General features: G+C 72.9%; 20 protein-coding genes and 2 pseudogenes. 12 read left to right on the top strand and 10 right to left on the bottom strand.

The features are described 5' to 3' along the window. Positions 1–539 precede the first annotated feature (539 nt). Entirely contained in the window at positions 540–1,496 is a 957-nt protein-coding gene (locus ABZ261_RS20945) for a helix-turn-helix domain-containing protein (protein WP_356861245.1), read from the top strand. Between the two features lie 104 nt (positions 1,497–1,600). Beyond that, entirely contained in the window at positions 1,601–2,599 is a 999-nt protein-coding gene (gene gap, locus ABZ261_RS20940) for a type I glyceraldehyde-3-phosphate dehydrogenase (protein ID WP_356861243.1), read from the top strand. A 10-nt stretch (positions 2,600–2,609) separates the two neighbouring features. Here gap and ABZ261_RS20935 read toward each other — a convergent pair whose 3' ends face one another. Next, positions 2,610–3,680, bottom strand: coding sequence for a glycoside hydrolase family 43 protein (locus tag ABZ261_RS20935; protein WP_356861241.1), 1,071 nt, complete (start codon positions 3,678–3,680; stop codon positions 2,610–2,612). A 174-nt stretch (positions 3,681–3,854) separates the two neighbouring features. Between ABZ261_RS20935 and ABZ261_RS20930 the strand changes: the two genes are divergently transcribed. After that, positions 3,855–4,460, top strand: a complete 606-nt coding sequence (locus ABZ261_RS20930) for a 2'-5' RNA ligase family protein (RefSeq protein ID WP_356861239.1) — start codon at positions 3,855–3,857, stop codon at positions 4,458–4,460. Beyond that, positions 4,445–4,657, top strand: a pseudogene (locus ABZ261_RS20925) (VOC family protein); the annotation flags it as partial. The gene ABZ261_RS20930 and the pseudogene ABZ261_RS20925, both read left to right, overlap by 16 nt. Positions 4,658–4,932: 275 nt before the next feature. On the opposite strand, the gene ABZ261_RS20920 reads toward ABZ261_RS20925, so the two are convergent. Continuing rightward, positions 4,933–5,406: a MarR family transcriptional regulator gene (locus ABZ261_RS20920; protein WP_356861237.1), complete on the bottom strand. Its 474-nt coding sequence runs from the start codon at positions 5,404–5,406 to the stop codon at positions 4,933–4,935. Positions 5,407–5,447: 41 nt separating this feature from the next. Here ABZ261_RS20920 and ABZ261_RS20915 point away from each other — a divergent pair, with 41 nt between their 5' ends. Both ABZ261_RS20915 and ABZ261_RS20910 read left to right on the top strand, forming a co-directional pair. Continuing rightward, positions 5,448–6,350, top strand: coding sequence for an alpha/beta hydrolase (locus ABZ261_RS20915; RefSeq protein ID WP_356861235.1), 903 nt, complete (start codon positions 5,448–5,450; stop codon positions 6,348–6,350). Positions 6,351–6,472: 122 nt separating this feature from the next. Next, positions 6,473–6,648, top strand: a pseudogene (locus tag ABZ261_RS20910) (site-specific integrase); the annotation flags it as partial. On the opposite strand, the gene ABZ261_RS20905 reads toward ABZ261_RS20910, so the two are convergent. Together ABZ261_RS20905 and ABZ261_RS20900 are read right to left on the bottom strand one after the other, a co-directional pair. Next, complete coding sequence (locus tag ABZ261_RS20905) at positions 6,648–7,670, bottom strand: LacI family DNA-binding transcriptional regulator (protein WP_356861233.1); 1,023 nt, start codon at positions 7,668–7,670, stop codon at positions 6,648–6,650. The pseudogene ABZ261_RS20910 and the gene ABZ261_RS20905 sit on opposite strands and share 1 nt — an antisense overlap. Positions 7,671–7,767: 97 nt before the next feature. Further along, positions 7,768–8,547, bottom strand: a complete 780-nt coding sequence (locus ABZ261_RS20900; protein ID WP_356861231.1) for a response regulator transcription factor — start codon at positions 8,545–8,547, stop codon at positions 7,768–7,770. Between the two features lie 178 nt (positions 8,548–8,725). Between ABZ261_RS20900 and ABZ261_RS20895 the strand changes: the two genes are divergently transcribed. From ABZ261_RS20895 to ABZ261_RS20885, 3 genes are read left to right on the top strand one after another with little or no spacing between them, the layout of a single operon-like run. Next, positions 8,726–9,577 (top strand): alpha/beta fold hydrolase, encoded by an 852-nt coding sequence (locus ABZ261_RS20895; RefSeq protein ID WP_356861229.1) that lies wholly within the window; start codon positions 8,726–8,728, stop codon positions 9,575–9,577. 57 nt (positions 9,578–9,634) lie between these two features. After that, the gene (locus ABZ261_RS20890; protein WP_356861227.1) at positions 9,635–9,895 is read left to right on the top strand and encodes a MoaD/ThiS family protein; all 261 of its coding nucleotides are present in this window, start codon (positions 9,635–9,637) and stop codon (positions 9,893–9,895) included. Further along, positions 9,892–11,136, top strand: coding sequence for a hypothetical protein (locus ABZ261_RS20885; RefSeq protein ID WP_356861225.1), 1,245 nt, complete (start codon positions 9,892–9,894; stop codon positions 11,134–11,136). Before ABZ261_RS20890 ends, ABZ261_RS20885 begins: the two co-directional genes overlap by 4 nt. An 18-nt stretch (positions 11,137–11,154) precedes the next feature. Here ABZ261_RS20885 and ABZ261_RS20880 read toward each other — a convergent pair whose 3' ends face one another. Beyond that, entirely contained in the window at positions 11,155–11,358 is a 204-nt protein-coding gene (locus tag ABZ261_RS20880) for a DUF397 domain-containing protein (RefSeq protein ID WP_356861223.1), read from the bottom strand. Positions 11,359–11,475: 117 nt separating this feature from the next. Here ABZ261_RS20880 and ABZ261_RS20875 point away from each other — a divergent pair, with 117 nt between their 5' ends. After that, the gene (locus tag ABZ261_RS20875; RefSeq protein ID WP_356861221.1) at positions 11,476–11,823 is read left to right on the top strand and encodes an antibiotic biosynthesis monooxygenase; all 348 of its coding nucleotides are present in this window, start codon (positions 11,476–11,478) and stop codon (positions 11,821–11,823) included. Here ABZ261_RS20875 and ABZ261_RS20870 read toward each other — a convergent pair. Beyond that, complete coding sequence (locus ABZ261_RS20870; RefSeq protein ID WP_356861219.1) at positions 11,795–12,007, bottom strand: DUF397 domain-containing protein; 213 nt, start codon at positions 12,005–12,007, stop codon at positions 11,795–11,797. The genes ABZ261_RS20875 and ABZ261_RS20870 overlap by 29 nt on opposite strands. Further along, positions 11,989–12,831 (bottom strand): helix-turn-helix transcriptional regulator, encoded by an 843-nt coding sequence (locus tag ABZ261_RS20865; RefSeq protein ID WP_356861307.1) that lies wholly within the window; start codon positions 12,829–12,831, stop codon positions 11,989–11,991. The genes ABZ261_RS20870 and ABZ261_RS20865 overlap by 19 nt, the downstream gene beginning before the upstream one ends. A 166-nt stretch (positions 12,832–12,997) precedes the next feature. Here ABZ261_RS20865 and ABZ261_RS20860 point away from each other — a divergent pair, with 166 nt between their 5' ends. Continuing rightward, entirely contained in the window at positions 12,998–13,393 is a 396-nt protein-coding gene (locus tag ABZ261_RS20860; RefSeq protein ID WP_356861217.1) for a hypothetical protein, read from the top strand. Next, positions 13,390–13,686 (top strand): hypothetical protein, encoded by a 297-nt coding sequence (locus ABZ261_RS20855; RefSeq protein ID WP_356861215.1) that lies wholly within the window; start codon positions 13,390–13,392, stop codon positions 13,684–13,686. Before ABZ261_RS20860 ends, ABZ261_RS20855 begins: the two co-directional genes overlap by 4 nt. A 112-nt stretch (positions 13,687–13,798) precedes the next feature. Here the strand turns inward: ABZ261_RS20855 and ABZ261_RS20850 are convergent, their stop codons facing one another. The 3 genes from ABZ261_RS20850 to ABZ261_RS20840 form a co-directional block, all read right to left on the bottom strand. Further along, positions 13,799–14,086 (bottom strand): DUF1416 domain-containing protein, encoded by a 288-nt coding sequence (locus ABZ261_RS20850; protein WP_028421436.1) that lies wholly within the window; start codon positions 14,084–14,086, stop codon positions 13,799–13,801. Positions 14,087–14,143: 57 nt separating this feature from the next. After that, a complete protein-coding gene (locus ABZ261_RS20845) occupies positions 14,144–14,989 on the bottom strand; it encodes a sulfurtransferase (RefSeq protein ID WP_356861212.1) in 846 nt (281 codons plus the stop codon). A gap of 120 nt (positions 14,990–15,109) precedes the next feature. Then, positions 15,110–15,190 (bottom strand): Ms5788A family Cys-rich leader peptide, encoded by an 81-nt coding sequence (locus tag ABZ261_RS20840; RefSeq protein WP_351055874.1) that lies wholly within the window; start codon positions 15,188–15,190, stop codon positions 15,110–15,112. Positions 15,191–15,337: the final 147 nt, after the last annotated feature.

Genomic DNA, 15,337 nt, shown 5'->3' with positions numbered 1-15,337 from the left:
CAGTAAGCATGTCCCGCGACCATGAGAGCTTCCTGAGTCCAGCCTGAGAAGCCCGGCAGAACCTCCTTCGCCCGTTATGAGAAGAGTGCGGGGCACGACGGAGCCGGAACACCGGATGCGCGGCCCCTGGCCGGTCGCCGGTGGGCCGGCGGCCGGCGAAGAGAGACGGCCGAGCGGGAGACCTGCGTGAGGGCGCGGGCGGAGGCCACGCGGCCGGTCGCCGACCCGGGAGGACGGCTGAGCGGGCGCGGTCGTGCGAGGGCTGGGGGCGTTGGGCGCGGAGGCGGGCGTGCCGGGTGGCTGAGGGGGCCGGGCGTCGGCGGTAGGGCATGGCCGGTGCGTGGCGCGGGTCCGGTGGGGGGTGTGCGGGGTCGGCGGTCGCCGTGTCGCTCCGGCGGCGCCGGGCGCGGGCAGGGGGGCACCCGCGAGACCGGTGGACGGCGCGGGGCGGCGCGTCGGCCGCCGTTCCGGCGGGTCCTGGCCGGCGGCCGCCGGAGAGCGGGCGTGGCGGCGCCGCGGTCACGCTTACGCTGGTGCCCGTGTCAGCCTCCCGTCTGCGACGCGTCGCCGTCCTTGTGCTGGAGGGCGCGAAACCACTCGACGTCGGCATCCCCGCGCAGGTCTTCACCACCCGCGCGAGCATGCCGTACGAGGTGCGGCTGTGCGGTGCGGCGCCCGGTCTCGTCACCGGCGGCGACGGGCTGTCCTACCACGTCGCCCACGGGCTGGACGCGCTGGCGTGGGCCGAGACCGTCTTCATCCCCGGTTACCGGTTCCCGGACCGCGACGACCCGCCGCGGCCCGTGGTCGAGGCGCTGACGGCCGCCCACGACCGCGGCGCGCGGCTCGCCGCTATCTCCACCGGCGCCTTCGCGCTCGCCGCCACGGGCCTGCTCGACGGCAGGCGCGCCACGACGCACTGGCACTACACGAGGGCGTTCGCGGCGAAGCACCCCCGGGTCCGGGTCGACGAGAACGTCCTGTTCGTCGACGAGGGCAGCGTGCTGACGTCGGCCGGCGCCGCCTCGGGCATCGACCTGTGCCTGCACATCCTGCGCGGCGACCTCGGCGTGGCCGCCTCGAACCACGCGGCGCGGCGCCTGGTCGCGGCGCCCTACCGCAGCGGCGGTCAGGCGCAGTACGTGCCGCGCAGCGTGCCCGAGCCGCTCGGCGAGCGGTTCGCCGCCACCCGCGAGTGGGCGCTGCGCCGGCTCGGCGAGCCCCTGACGCTTCAGGCACTGGCCCGGCACGCGGCGGTCTCGCCGCGCACGTTCTCGCGGCGCTTCGTCGAGGACACCGGATACACGCCGATGCAGTGGATCATGCGGGCCCGTATCGACGCCGCCCGTGAGCTGCTGGAGCGCTCGGAGCTGAGCGTGGAGCGGATCGCCGCCGCCGTCGGCCTGGGCACCGGCGCGAATCTGCGGCTGCACTTCGGGCGGGTCCTCGGCACCACGCCGAGCGAGTACCGGCGCACCTTCAGCCGGGGCGAGTGACGGGGGCCGCCGCCTGGCACGATCCTTGCGAACCCTGGCGATCGCGCCGCTACCGCGGGCCCGCGCCGCACGCGAACCTGGGAGCGAACCGAAGGGATTGGCTCATGACACGTATCGCCATCAACGGATTCGGCCGCATCGGACGCAACGTGCTGCGGGCGCTGCTGGAGCGCGGCAGCGACCTCGACGTCGTCGCCGTCAACGACCTCACCGAACCGGCCGCTCTGGCGCGGCTGCTCGCCTACGACACGACGGCCGGCCGGCTCGGCCGCCCGGTGCGCGCCGACGGGGACGCCCTCGTCGTGGACGGCCGTCGCATCAAGGTGCTCGCCGAGCGGGATCCGGCGCGGCTGCCGTGGGCCGAGCTGGGCGTCGACATCGTGCTGGAGTCGACCGGCCGTTTCACCTCGGCCAAGGCCGCCCGGGCGCACCTGGACGCCGGCGCGGGGAAGGTCCTCGTCGGCGCGCCGTCGGACGGCGCCGACGTCACGCTGGCGTTCGGGGTCAACACCGACGCGTACGACCCGGCGCTGCACACGATCGTCTCCAACGCCTCCTGCACGACGAACGCGCTCGCGCCGCTGGCCGCGGTGCTCGACGAGCTGGCGGGCATCGAGCACGGCTTCATGACGACGGTGCACGCCTACACCCAGGAGCAGAACCTGCAGGACGGCCCGCACCGCGACGCCCGCCGGGCCCGCGCCGCCGCCGTCAACATCGTGCCCACCACGACCGGCGCCGCCAAGGCGATCGGCCTGGTGCTGCCGAACCTGGACGGCAAGCTGTCGGGCGACTCGATCCGCGTGCCGGTTCCGGTGGGCTCGCTGGTGGAGCTCAACACCGTCGTCGCCCGCGAGGTGACGCGCGACGAGGTGCTGGCGGCGTACCGCGCCGCGGCGCAGGGGCCGCTGGCCGGCGTCCTCGAGTACTCGGAGGACCCGCTGGTGTCGTCCGACATCACGGGCAACCCGGCATCGTCGATCTTCGACTCCGCCCTGACCCGTGTGGACGGCCGCCACATCAAGGTGGTCGCCTGGTACGACAACGAGTGGGGCTTCTCCAACCGCGTGGTCGACACGCTGGAGTTCCTCGGCGCCAGGTGACCCCGCGCCGCTACTCGAAGAACTTCAGGCCCCACCCGGTGTCGGTGGTGGGGCCGGGGACGTCGGCGCGGCGGTAGGCGGTGCCGCCCCACCAGCAGAACGTGCCGGTGTACCAGTGCCGGTTCTCCCACGAGTACGGCGTGCCCTTGGGCACCGCGTGGAACATCAGCGGGAACCTCGGGCCGGCGGGAGGGCTCGTGCCGATGTCGCCGTTCAGCAGGACGAAGCTGTGGTGCCCCGGTCCGTCGACGTACAGCGTCGGGTCCCAGCCGGCCATCATCGTCTCGCGGTGGGAGCCGAACAGGCAGCCGTTCGACTTGTACCAGTCCCACACGTACGTCGGGTCGCCGCCGGCCCGCAGCCTCAGGTCGGCCAGGCAGTAGTGGTCGCTCCAGCTCCCGTTGGCCGAGTACACGATGTGCAGCCGGCCGTCGGGGTCCTTGACGGCCTCGGGCGCCTCGTTGACGAAGGGGTTGCCGACCACCCGCTCCCAGCTCTCCCGCGGCTGCGAGATGATGTGGCGCGCGCCGGTCGGCGTGGTCGGGCCGCTCATCCGGACGATGTAGAGGTTCTGCTCCACATCGGTGTCGCCGGCCCAGCCCGACCAGACGAACCAGCGCTGCCCGCCGAACGTGAACAGGGTCCCGTCGACCGCCCACTTGTCCTCCGGCAGGGCCAGTTTCGTCTCGGCGGTGTACCCGCTGTCCGCGGTGGCGGAGCTGATCGCGTACATGCGGTGGGCCGCTCCGCGCCCGGCCGAGAAGTAGACGTGGAAGCGGCCACCGTCCGTCGTGATCTCCGGGGCCCAGATCTCCCCGAGGTTCCGGGTGTCCGACCAGATGCGCCGGGCGGGGGCCGAGGCCAGGGCGTCCGTCGACGGGGCCTGCCGCACGGCGATGCCGTCGCCGGTCGACTCCACCGAGACGTAGGTGCCGCCCACCCGCAGCACGCTGGGGTCCGCCGCGCGCAGACCGGTCGGCCCGGCCGCGGCGGGGCCGGCGGACGTCAGGCACAGCACCGCCGCGAGGACGCCGGACAGCACGAAGGCCGCGGCGCCGGAGAGGGGACGAGGAAGCGTCATCGGGTCCGTCCAAGGTCGGTCCCCGCTTCGGCGACCGAGCCGGCGAAGCCGGGTGCTACGGAGGTGAGAGCGCTTTCACCAGTGCTCACCAGCATCCGAACTCGCACTGAACATGTCAATGCTCCGGACGGCGGTCCAGCCGCGGCGGACTCCGGCGGCGCCTAGGCTGGTGCCGTGCGCACGGTGGAGCTGCTGCCCGACCCGGTGACCGAGGCGCGGGTGCGCCGGGTCTGGCAGGAACTGGCCGCCGCCGGGCTGCCCAGCCTGGCCGGTCACCGGCACCCCACGAACCGGCCGCACCTGACCCTGGCGACGGCTGACGGGCCGCCGCGGGCCGCATGGCGGGAACTGCCGGCGGTGCTGGCGGTGCTCCCTCTGCCGCTGAGACTGGAGGGCGCGATCCGCTTCTCCGGGCGGACGAGGGTACTGGCCTGGCGGGTCGTGCCGGACGCCGAACTGGCGGCCCTGCATCGGCGGGTGGGGGAGCTGCTCCACGGGCACGGCACGGGGAGCGGCGGTCCGCCGCCCGCACCGGGCTTCTGGTCGCCGCACATCACCCTGGGCCGGACCCGGTCGGACCGGGCCCGGTGGCCGGACGGACTGCTCCCCGCCGAACTGTCCGAGCCGTGGGAGGGTGCGTTCACCGCGGCCCGCAGCTACGACACCGCGACGCGGACGGTCGAACCCCTGGGCGCGCCGGACTCCGCCTCCCCGGAGCCTTCCCCCGGCCCGCCCGGCCCGCCCGATGATCCGCACGCGAACCGATGGGGCATCCCGTGACGGTCCAGCGGACGGACGACGTCGGCATCGTGGTGGACGACCCGGAGGCCGCCGTCGCCTTGACGGTCGGCCTCGACGGGGTCCGCAGCGCCATCACGCCGGGCCTGCACCGGCTCATGTTCGCCGTGGACGACATCCACGACACGATCGCCCGCCTGCGCCGCCATGGCGCCGGACTCGCCGGCGAGGTGCCGCAGGCCGGCCCGGCTGGATGCCCGTCGGCAGCAGAGGCTCAGGCCGGGCCCACTGGCCGTTCGTCAGATCCCCACGTCCCACAGGACGTGATCACCACCGAACAAGATCCACTTTCGCAACAGACCCTGGTCGTAGGAGCGTCCGCCGCTTCGATCGCAGGCTGTGCTTGCTGTTGGTTCTTTCTGGTCGCAGGGTGTCTGCCAGCCGTCCGAACCTCCGGTGATGTGCTGTACGGCGTCCTCGGGATGGCGTCGAGCCGCCGGCTGGGCTGATGCTTTCAGCCGGTGGGGATGCCGACCTGGTTGCGTTCGAGTGCGGAGCGCAGGTGGTGGAGGGCCTTGGCGGCGGCGGCCGTCGTGGACTGGTCGAGGGCTCCTCCGATCAGCTCGTTCAGGCCTGCGGCGAAAGTGGTCTCGGCGGCTTCGAGGAGCTGTGAGCCGCCGTCCGTCAGCGTCAGAAGCGAGGACCTGCGGTCCGCCGGGTTGGTCTGGCGGGCGATCCATCCCTGCTTCTCCAGGCGGTCGGCGCTCTTGCTGGTCGCGCCGACGCCGATGGCGAATTCCGTGGCGAGGTCGGCCACCCGGGACCCCGGGTGATCGCGCAGGAACCGCAGGAACTCGAACTGCGACGTCACGATCCCGTGCCGCTCGCGCAGCCGGTCGTTCAGCGCGTTGTACAGGCGCGTCTCGCAGCGGACGAGGTCAGCGAAGAAGCTCTGGAGGTCGGCAACGCCGGTTGATTTATATGCCACGGCATATAGTGTAGAGGAAGCCATTCCACAGGAGGAAGCAGATGAGCAAGGAACAGCTCGCCAAGGTCGACGCGATGCTCCGCCGGCCCCGACCCGAGGGCCAGCGCTCCGTCGAGGAACTGCGCGCCGGGTTCAGGGCGCTCATGGACACGATGATCGTCCCCGACGGCGTCCGCACCACCTCGACCACGCTCGGCGGCCGACGCGCCCTGCACGTCGCACCGGACAACGGCGCGCGTCCGGGCGCGATCCTGTACTTCCACGGTGGCGGTTTCGTCTTCGGCTCCCCCGAGACCGCGCTGTCACTGACCGCGCAGCTCGTCTCGAGGACCGGGTTCGACGCGTACTCGGTGGACTACCGGCTGGCCCCCGAACACCCGTTCCCGGCTGGCCTGGAGGACAACCTGAGCGCTTACCGCGCCCTCCTCGACAACGGCCTGGACCCGTCCGCCATCGCGTTCGCCGGGGACTCCGCCGGTGGCGGCTACTCGGTCACCACCGCCCTGGCCGCCCGCGACGCGGGGCTTCCGCTGCCTGCCGCGATCGTGGCCTTCTCCCCGGGGCTGGACGCCACTCGTACCGGGGAGAGCATGACGACCAAGGACGGCATCGATCCGATCTTCACCCGCGAGGCCGTGATGCACACCGGGGCCATGTACCTCGCCGGCCAGGACCCCGAGCAGCCCCTGCTCAGTCCGGCTCTCTTCGCCGACCTGACCGGGTTCCCCCCGCTCCTCATCCAGGTGGGCACCAACGAGATCCTCCTCGACGATTCCACCCGTCTCGCCGCCCGCGCACGCGACGCCGGAGTCGACGTCATCCTCGACATCACCGCCGACGCCCCCCACGTCTTCCAGGCCTTCGCCGGCGGCACCCTGGACGAAGCCGACCAGGCACTCGACCGCGCCGCACTCTTCCTCACCCAGCACATCACCACCCGCTGACGCCTCAACCGCACCAGCCCGACGCAACATCACACCGAGACCTCGCGCATGGAGCGATCACCTGCAGGCCCCTCCATCACGCATTCATGCCGGCCACCGTGTGCTGGGCCGCCGGCATCGCGCGGCTGCTCACGGGACGATCCCGCTGGCCGGTGTTCATGACTCACCGCCGTCCGGGGCCGGGCAAGGCCGTCAGTCCCGCCACGTATGTCCGCACACCGAGCTGGCCAGGCCGTCGTGCGGGCAGATCCGCGCCCTGCTCGACGAGCGCACCGCCTTGCTCGGGCCGGGTATGGGCTAGGCGCAGCCGCAGGACCTGCGTACCACCAGGCGGGACGGGAACGTCTTGAGCCGTTCGCGGCGGGACCCGGCGACCCGCAGCCCGTCGTCCAGCACCAGGTCCACCGCCGCCCGGGCCATCGCCGAGCGGTCGGAGGCGACCGTGGTCAGCGGCGGGTCGGCGAGCGCGGCCTCCTTGATGTCGTCGAAGCCGGCCACCGCGAGCTGCCCGGGCACGTCGATGCGCAGTTCGCGCGCGGCCCGCAGCAGGCCGATCGCCTGGTCGTCGGTGGAGCAGAAGATCGCCGGCGGCCGGTCGGGGCCGCCGAGGACCTCCAGGCCGACGCGGTAGGCGTCGTAGCGGTTGTACGGCGCCTCGAACAGCCGGCCCTCGGTGGGGAGGCCCGCCTCGGCCATGGCCCGGCGCCAGCCCTCGACGTGGTCGGAGACCGGGTCGCCGACGGGCGGTGTCTCCGCCGTGCCGCCCAGGCAGGCGACGTACTCGTAGCCGTGTTCCAGCAGGTGGCGGACGGCGAGCTGGGCGCCGCCCAGGTCGTCCGTCACCACGGCGACGTCGTCGATGGCCTCCGGGCGCTCGTGCAGCAGCACCACCCGGGCGTCCCAGGCGTCGATCTCGGCGGCGGCGAGGTCGTTCAGCGCGTGGGAGACGAGGATGAGTCCGGAGACCCGCATGCCGAGGAACGCGCGCAGGTAGTGGACCTCGCGTTCGCCGATGTAGTCGGTGTTGCCGACGAGGACCATCTTGCCGCGCTCGGAGGCGGCCTGCTCGACCGCGTGCGCCATCTCGCCGAAGAAGGGCTGGCGGGCGTCCGGGATGATGAGCCCTATGAGGTCGGTGCGCCGGGAGGCCATCGCCTGGGCCACCCGGTCGGGCCGGTACCCCAGCTCCTTGATCGCGGCGAGGACGCGCTCGCGCGTGGCCGGGGCGACCGGCCGGGGTCCGTTGTTGATGACGTAACTGACGACGGCGGTGGAGGTCCCCGCCAGCCGTGCCACGTCATCCCGAGTCACCTTGGCCACGGCGCGGAGTCTACGCGGATTGCACCGCTCTGGGCAGGGCTTATCGCCTTCTCGGCAGGGCGGACGCGGTGCCCGTGCGGGAAGCCCCTCGGGCGGTCTAGGCCTCGGCGGGGACCTCGGCGCCGTCGAGGACGGCGGTTGCGTCCGCCTCCTCCGTCTTTGCCCGGCCGGCTTCGGCCGCGGGCTCGTCGGCGGACCGGTCGGGCTTCTCCGGCGTAACGAATCGGTAACCGACGTTCCGCACGGTTCCGATGAGCGACTCGTGCTCCGGCCCGAGCTTGGCCCGCAGCCGCCGCACGTGGACGTCGACGGTCCGGGTGCCGCCGAAGTAGTCGTAGCCCCACACCTCCTGCAGCAGCTGGGCCCGGGTGAAGACCCGGCCCGGGTGCTGGGCGAGGTATTTGAGCAGCTCGAACTCCTTGAAGGTCAGGTCCAGGACCCGGCCTTTGAGTTTGGCGGAGTAGGTGGCCTCGTCCACCGACAGGTCGCCGTTGCGGATCTCCGTCGGGAAGTCGTCGTTCGCGATCTGCCGGCGGCCCAGGGCGAGCCGGAGCCGCGCCTCGACCTCCGCGGGACCGGCGGTGTCGAGCAGCACGTCGTCGATCCCCCAGTCGGCGGTGACGGCGGCGAGGCCGCCCTCGGTGACGACGAGGAGCAGCGGGCATCCGGGGCCGGTGGAGCGCAGCAGCTGGCACAGGCTGCGCACCTGCGGGAGGTCGCGGCGGCCGTCGACCAGGATGACGTCGGCGCCGGGGGTGTCGACGAGTGCGGGGCCTTCGGCGGGGGCCACCCGCACGTTGTGCAGGAGCAGGCCGAGGGCGGGCAGCACCTCCGCCGACGGCTGGAGGGCGTTGGTCAGGAGCAGCAGAGAACTCATACGTCTGGTTCCTCCTCGGTCCTGCGAGGACTGTGCGGACGGGTACTGCTCTGCGTTCCCGAAGGCCCCGTACACCGCGGTCACCTGAGGTTCTCCGCTGCGCATACAACGCGTCCGAAAGCACAAAAGGACCCGGGGGCTGCGCTGCCCGAGTCCTCTGCCCAGCAGAATAGCCCACATGAGCAACGGTCCGGCAGGTCATGGGGCGCGTTCCACCGTTCGTCCGCATTCCGAGACGGGCGGCCGGGGCCGGCTGCGGACGTTCCTGCGCACGGCCGACGGCATCGCCGTGGACTGCGTGTACGACCCCGGGCCCGCCGGGTCCGCGCCCGCCGCGGACCCCTCCGGTCCGTCCGGTCGCGGCCCGGTCTTCGTCGTCGCCCACGGTTTCACGGGGGACGTGGACCGCCCGCACGTGCGCCGGGTGGCGGGCGTCCTGCGCGGCCACGGCGCGGTCGTCGCCTTCTCCTTCCGCGGCCACGGGCGCTCCGGCGGCCGCTCCACGGTGGGCGACAAGGAGGTGCTGGACCTGGCCGCCGCCGTGGAGTGGGCCCGGGAGCTCGGGCACGCGCGGGTGGCCACCGTCGGCTTCTCGATGGGCGGCTCGGTGGTCCTGCGCCACGCGGCGCTGCACCCGGGCGCGGTCGACGCGGTGGTCTCGGTGAGCGCCCCGGCCCGCTGGTACTACCGGGGCACGGCCCCCATGCGCCGGCTGCACTGGCTGGTCACCCGCCCCGAGGGCCGCCTGGTCGGCCGCTACGGCCTGCGCACGCGCATCCACCACCGCCACTGGGACCCGGTGCCCCTCTCCCCGGTGCAGGCGGCCGCGCGGATCGCCCCGACGCCGCTGCTGATCGTGCACGGCGACCGCGACGGCTACTTCCCCCTCGACCACCCCCGGATGCTGGCCGAGGCGGCCGGCGGCCACGGGGAGCTCTGGGTCGAACCGGGCATGGGGCACGCGGAGCACGCGGCGCCGGACGCCCTGCTGGCCCGGATCGGGGCCTGGGCGGTGTCGGCGGCGGGCTAGCCTGATCCCACACTGTCTTTGTCCATTGTCTTTCCTTGCCGTCGATTGAGGATTCAGATGCCCAAGGTCACGGTGCGCTACTGGGCCGCCGCCAAGGCCGCGGCCGGGGTCGCCGAGGAACCGTGCGAGGCGGACACGCTGGCCGGTGCGCTGGCGGCCGTGCGTACGCGCCACCCCGGTGAACTGACGCGCGTGCTGCAGCGATGCTCCTTCCTCGTCGACGGCGGCCCCGTCGGGACGCGCGCGCACGAGACGGTACGGCTGGCCGAGGGCGGCACGGTCGAGGTGCTTCCGCCGTTCGCAGGAGGGGCGCGATGAGCGATCAGCCGTACCGGCACGGCCCGTACGAGGGCCACGACCCGTACCAGCAGCAGCACTGGCCGGAGCACGACCCGCAGCAGTACGGGCAGCAGCCCGGCCAGGACCCGGAGCTCACCCAGCAGTGGCAGGGGCAGACCTGGGAGACGCAGATGCAGCCGCCGGTGCAGCCGGCCGTGCAGCCGCCGGTGCACGCGGCGGAGACGGCGTATATGCCCCGGCTGGAGCAGCAGCCGTACCAGCAGCCGGCGTACCCGCAGCCCACCGGGCAGGCGCCGTACCAGCAGGCGCCCTACCAGCAGCCGCGCCAGCAGTACACGGACGCCTACGGCGGGCCGTACGGCGAGGGGCACGGGACCGCCTACGCGCCCGCCGCGCAGCCCGAACCGGCGCCCGCGCCGCAGCCCGAACCGGCGCCCGCACCGGCGCCCGCGCCGGCGGACGGGCCGGCCTACGGCCCCGCCACCATGGGCGGCAACGCCCGGATCACCGACGCCCAGCGGGCCCGGCTGGAGGGCCGCTCGCCGATCATCGAGCCCGGCATGCAGCCGGCGGCGCTGACCGCGCTGCTGGGTCTGCTGCTGGCCGCGGCGGCGCCGGTCGCCTCGTACGCCCTCGTCGTGCCGCTCGTGGTGCTGCAGGCGGTGACGGCGGCCGGCTGGTTCCGGCTGAACGGCATGTGGCCGGCCCGGCAGGGCATCGCGCTGGCCTTCGCGGGCGCGCTGACGGCCGACGTGGCGGTCCTGGCGGCGGGCCGCGAGCACGCCCTGGTGGCCATCCTCGGCGCGCTCGGCCTCTGGGTGCTGCTGTCCCTCGTCCTCGGTCTGCGCTCGCACGCCTCGCCGGACGAGCGGATGTACGGCCTGATGGCGACGGTCGCCTCGGCGGCGCTGTCCGTGCTCGCCACCGGCTACCTGGCCGCGCACGCGCACGCGGTGTCGGTGGGGGCGGCGGCGGTGGCCGTGGCCGTCCTGGCGCGGTCCCTGCCGCTGCCGACCCCGGCGTCGGTCGTGGTGTCCCTGCTGGCCGCGGCGGGCGCCGGGATCGCCGTCGGCGGGATGACCGGCTACGGCACCGGCGGGGCGGTGCTGGGCGCGGTCGCCGGGGTGTGCGCCCTGATCGGCCACCGCGTGGCGAGCTACGACTACCCGTCCCGCTTCGTCCACTTCACCGCGGGCGTGGCCCTCCCCCTGTCCGCGGCGGCCCCTGCGGTCTGGGCCCTCGGGCAGGTGCTGGGCTAGACGGTCCCTACGCCGTCGTCAGGGCCGCGGGCGCTTGACCGCGTCCACGAAGGCGGCCCAGGCGCCGGCCTGGAAGACGAGCGTTCCCCGCGCGGGCGCTTTGCTGTCGCGGACGGGGACGACGGAGGGGACGGCGTCGGCGACTTCGACGCAGGCGCCGCCGTCCGAGTTGCTGTAGCTGCTCTTGCGCCACTGGGCGTGGCTCAGGTCGATGGTTCGCACGGCGCTTCCTCCCGCATCCGCTCCGGTGTCCGGCCCTCGGTCCGACGCGGTGGTCACCGGAGGATCTTGTCAGTAGCCTTGGCGGCATACGCTCCTTACCCGCGGAGGGCCGCCCGTATGACCGCCTCGTTCGTCCGCCCCGAACCTCCGTACTACGCAGTCATCATCACCACCCGCCCCACCGCGGACTCCGAGGGCTACGCGGCGATGAGCGCGCGCATGGCCGAACTCGGCGAGGCGCAGCCCGGCTACCTCGGCCGCGAGTCGCTGACGGGCGAGGACGGCCGGGACCTCGTCGTCATCTACTACGCGGACGAGGCGTCGATAGCGGCGTGGAAGGCGCATCCCGAACACCTCGAAGCGCAGCGGCTCGGGCGCGAACGCTGGTACGCCTCCTACAGCGTCGAGATCGCCCGGGTGGAGCGCGCCTACGCCTTCAGCGGGACCGGGGCCCCTGGCGCTTGACCGCGTCCACGAAGGCGGCCCAGGCGCCGGCCTGGAAGACGAGCGTTCCCCGCGCGGGGGCCTTGCTGTCGCGGACGGGGACGACGGAGGGGACGGCGTCGGCAACTTCGACGCAGTCACCGCCGCTCGTATTGCTGTAGCTGCTCTTGCGCCAGGCCACACCGCTCAGGTCGATGGCTCGCACGGCATTTCCTCCAGCATCCGCAGGATGAAGTCACGCGACTCGGCAGGGGACAGCGCCAGGTCGCGCATCGCATCGTACCTACGCTGTAGCAGCTCAACTTCGCCGTTTTCCTCGACCAGTTCGCCGCGCAGATCGTTTTCGGTGTACGCGACCGTGCGGCCGTCCAGCAGTCGCAAGAACTTCACAGTCGTGTTCATCAAGCCGTGGGGACCAGCGCTGAAGGGCAGCACCTGAAGAGTGATGTTCGGGCGCTCGGCAGCCTCCGTCAGGTACTTCAGTTGCTCGCGCCACGCCCTCACATTGCTCAGTGACGTGCGCAGCACCGCCTCGGAGAGGATGACACGGAACGGCGGGGGGTCATCGCCCTCCAACAATTGTCGTCGTCCCAGGCGTGCTTCGACCTGCTGGTCCAGTTCCGGGCCCTTGAGCCAGCCCGCACCGAGCGCCTCGCGCGCATAGCCTGCCGTCTGCAGAAGTCCGGGTGGCGCACTTACCGCGTAGTGCCACAGGCTGATCGCCTCGGACTCCAGCACCATGTACCGCCGGTACTGCTCCTTGAACTGGGTCGGGTCGGCCACCGCCAGCTCCCACAGGGTGACCAGCAGACCCGGCGTTCCGTAGAACTGGTCCAGCGCCTGTACGACCTCGGGGCCGCCGAGTGTCTGGCCGCTCTCCATCTTGCTGAACTGGGAGGAGTCCCAGCCCACTTCCTTCGCGAGGTCGCGCAGGCTCAGCCCGCGCTCGCTCCGCAGGCGCCGCAGCTCCTCGGTGAACCGTGCCCTCGGCTCCTGACTGCGTCCCGTGATCACCAACCGCTGTGGCATCGCGCTCCTGTTGAATTTGTTGAATTTGGCGGGCCCTGCGTTGAATTTGGCCCCTTCGTCGGCTCGGCGGCCCTCTCCGTGCGGCATGCTCGTGAGCACCCCCGAACACGCAGCGTAGCTGCAGCTTCGCGCTGCGCTCATGCCTTCATGGAAAGGAGCCGGCCCTGTGACGACGAAGCCGGAACCCCACGAGCCCGGACGCCTCCTCTACGACCCGGCGACCGGCGAGGTCGGTGAGTACCGGGACGCGGCCGGGCCCTACCTGCTGCTGCGCCCCCTCGGCGGCGGGCCGGAGTGGGAGGCCGACCCGGAGCTGTGCCGTCCGGCCAGCGACCGGGAGCGGCTGGACGCGAGCGTCCGGGCGGTCAACCGGCGCACCCGGGCCGTGCCGATGCCGCTCCCGGGCGACGCGGTCCGGCCGCCGCGCCCCGTCCCCGGCTGCGCCGTCTGCCTGCGGCTGGCGGAGCGGCGGGAGGCGGCGCGGGCGGCGTACGACCGCAGCGCCGAGACCGACGCGGACGTGCTGCTGCGCCGGCACCACGGGAAGGAGCACCGCGCATGACGGCCACCGGGGGTCTGCCGTACGAGGAGTGCAGGCGGCAGGGGCGGCGCACCGCGCCGCGGGACGCGGCGGCCCCGTGGCCGGGCTACGCGCTCCCGCCGTTCCGTCCCGGCCCCGGCGAGGCCCGCGGCGGTCCCGTCGCCCGGCACGCCGCCCGCTCCGGCCGTCGCCGCAGGCGGCGGTCCGGGCGCCGGACGGCCGACGGGGCGGCGATGAGCGGCGTGCTCACCGCCCTGTGCGTCGCCGCGCTGCTCGCGGCGGTCGCCCTCGCGGCGGTGCGGACGCGCTGCTGAACGGGCCCGCGGCCACCGGGGACACCGGAAACGGCCGAAGGGCCGCACCCCCACCGGCGTCCAACCCAGGGGATGCGGCCCTCAGCCGTCACAGAGCCCGTTCGAAGGCGGCTCAGACCGCGATGGCGACCTCCGCGAGCCCGCCCTTCTGGGCGACGACCGTGCGGTCGGCGGTGGCGCCCGGCACCAGGGCGCGCACCGTCCAGGTGCCCTCGGCGGCGTAGAAGCGGAACTGACCGGTCGCGGAGGTCGGCACCTCCGCGGTGAACTCGCCGGTCGAGTCGAGCAGTCGGACGTATCCGGTCACCGGCTCGCCGTCGCGGGTCACCTGGCCCTGGATCGTGGTCTCACCGGGCTTGATCGTCGAGGCGTCCGGGCCGCCGGCCTTCGCTCCGCACATGCTGTTTCTCCAGAAGGGTCTGACCAGGAGGTCGGTCGGGATGGGTGGCTGGGTGGGTTACTTGCCGGAGCCGAGCTCGATCGGCACGCCGACGAGGGAGCCGTACTCGGTCCAGGAGCCGTCGTAGTTCTTGACGTTCTCCACGCCGAGCAGCTCGTGCAGCACGAACCAGGTCAGGGCCGAGCGCTCGCCGATGCGGCAGTAGGCGATCGTGTCCTTGGCGAGGTCCACGTTCTCCTCGGCGTAGAGGGCCTTCAGCTCCTCGTCCGACTTGAAGGTGCCGTCGTCGTTGGCGTTCTTCGACCACGGGATGTTCTTGGCGCTCGGCACGTGGCCCGGGCGCTGCGACTGCTCCTGCGGCAGGTGGGCCGGGGCGAGCAGCTTGCCGGAGAACTCGTCGGGCGAGCGGACGTCGACGAGGTTGTGGGAGCCGATGGCCGCCACGACGTCGTCACGGAACGCGCGGATCGAGGTGTCCTGCGGCTTGGCCCGGTAGTCGGTCTTCGGGCGCTCGGGCACCTCGTCGCCGGGGACCAGCTCGCGGGCGTCCAGCTCCCACTTCTTGCGCCCGCCGTCGAGGAGCTTGACGCTCTCGTGGCCGTAGAGCTTGAAGTACCAGTAGGCGTAGGACGCGAACCAGTTGTTGTTGCCGCCGTAGAGGACGACCGTGTGGTCGTTGGCGATGCCCTTCTCCGACAGGAGCTTCTCGAAGCCCTCCTGGTCGATGAAGTCACGGCGGACCGGGTCCTGGAGGTCCTTCGTCCAGTCGATGCGGATCGCGTTCCTGATGTGGTTCTTCTCGTAGGCGGACGTGTCCTCGTCCACCTCCACGATCGCGATGGTCGGGTCGTCCAGGTGCTCCTGGAGCCAGTCGGCGTCGACCAGGACGTCGCTGCGGCTCATGCTGTTTCTCCTCCGGGGCAGTTGCGGCGGGGCGTGCGACTGGAGAGGGCGCGCTCGACGGCCGAGCGGCGCACGGGGGCCCTGATGCGGGGCGGGGTGGGACGCGGAAACGGGGTCCGCTCAGAACGGGCGACAGAGCATGGCGGCAACGCGGCACAGGTCCACTGCCCGCCGCTTCGTGAGATCCGCCTGTCGCCTCATGGTCCCGATCGTAGGGACGTCCGGGCGGGCGTGTCACCGGTGTGTCACATGGCGAGACACGATTGTCCGTATGGCGGAACGAAAACGCGCCCGGAGGGCCGGCCGGCGGCCTCCCGGGCGCGTGTGCGGGGCGTCGTATCTACGCTG

Origin of the sequence: Streptomyces sp. NPDC006193, from assembly GCF_040613915.1 — a bacterium.
In the GTDB taxonomy this organism is placed as follows: domain Bacteria; phylum Actinomycetota; class Actinomycetes; order Streptomycetales; family Streptomycetaceae; genus Streptomyces.
Note: the sequence above shows the minus strand (reverse complement) of the source record. Positions and strands in the feature narration are given on the sequence as shown.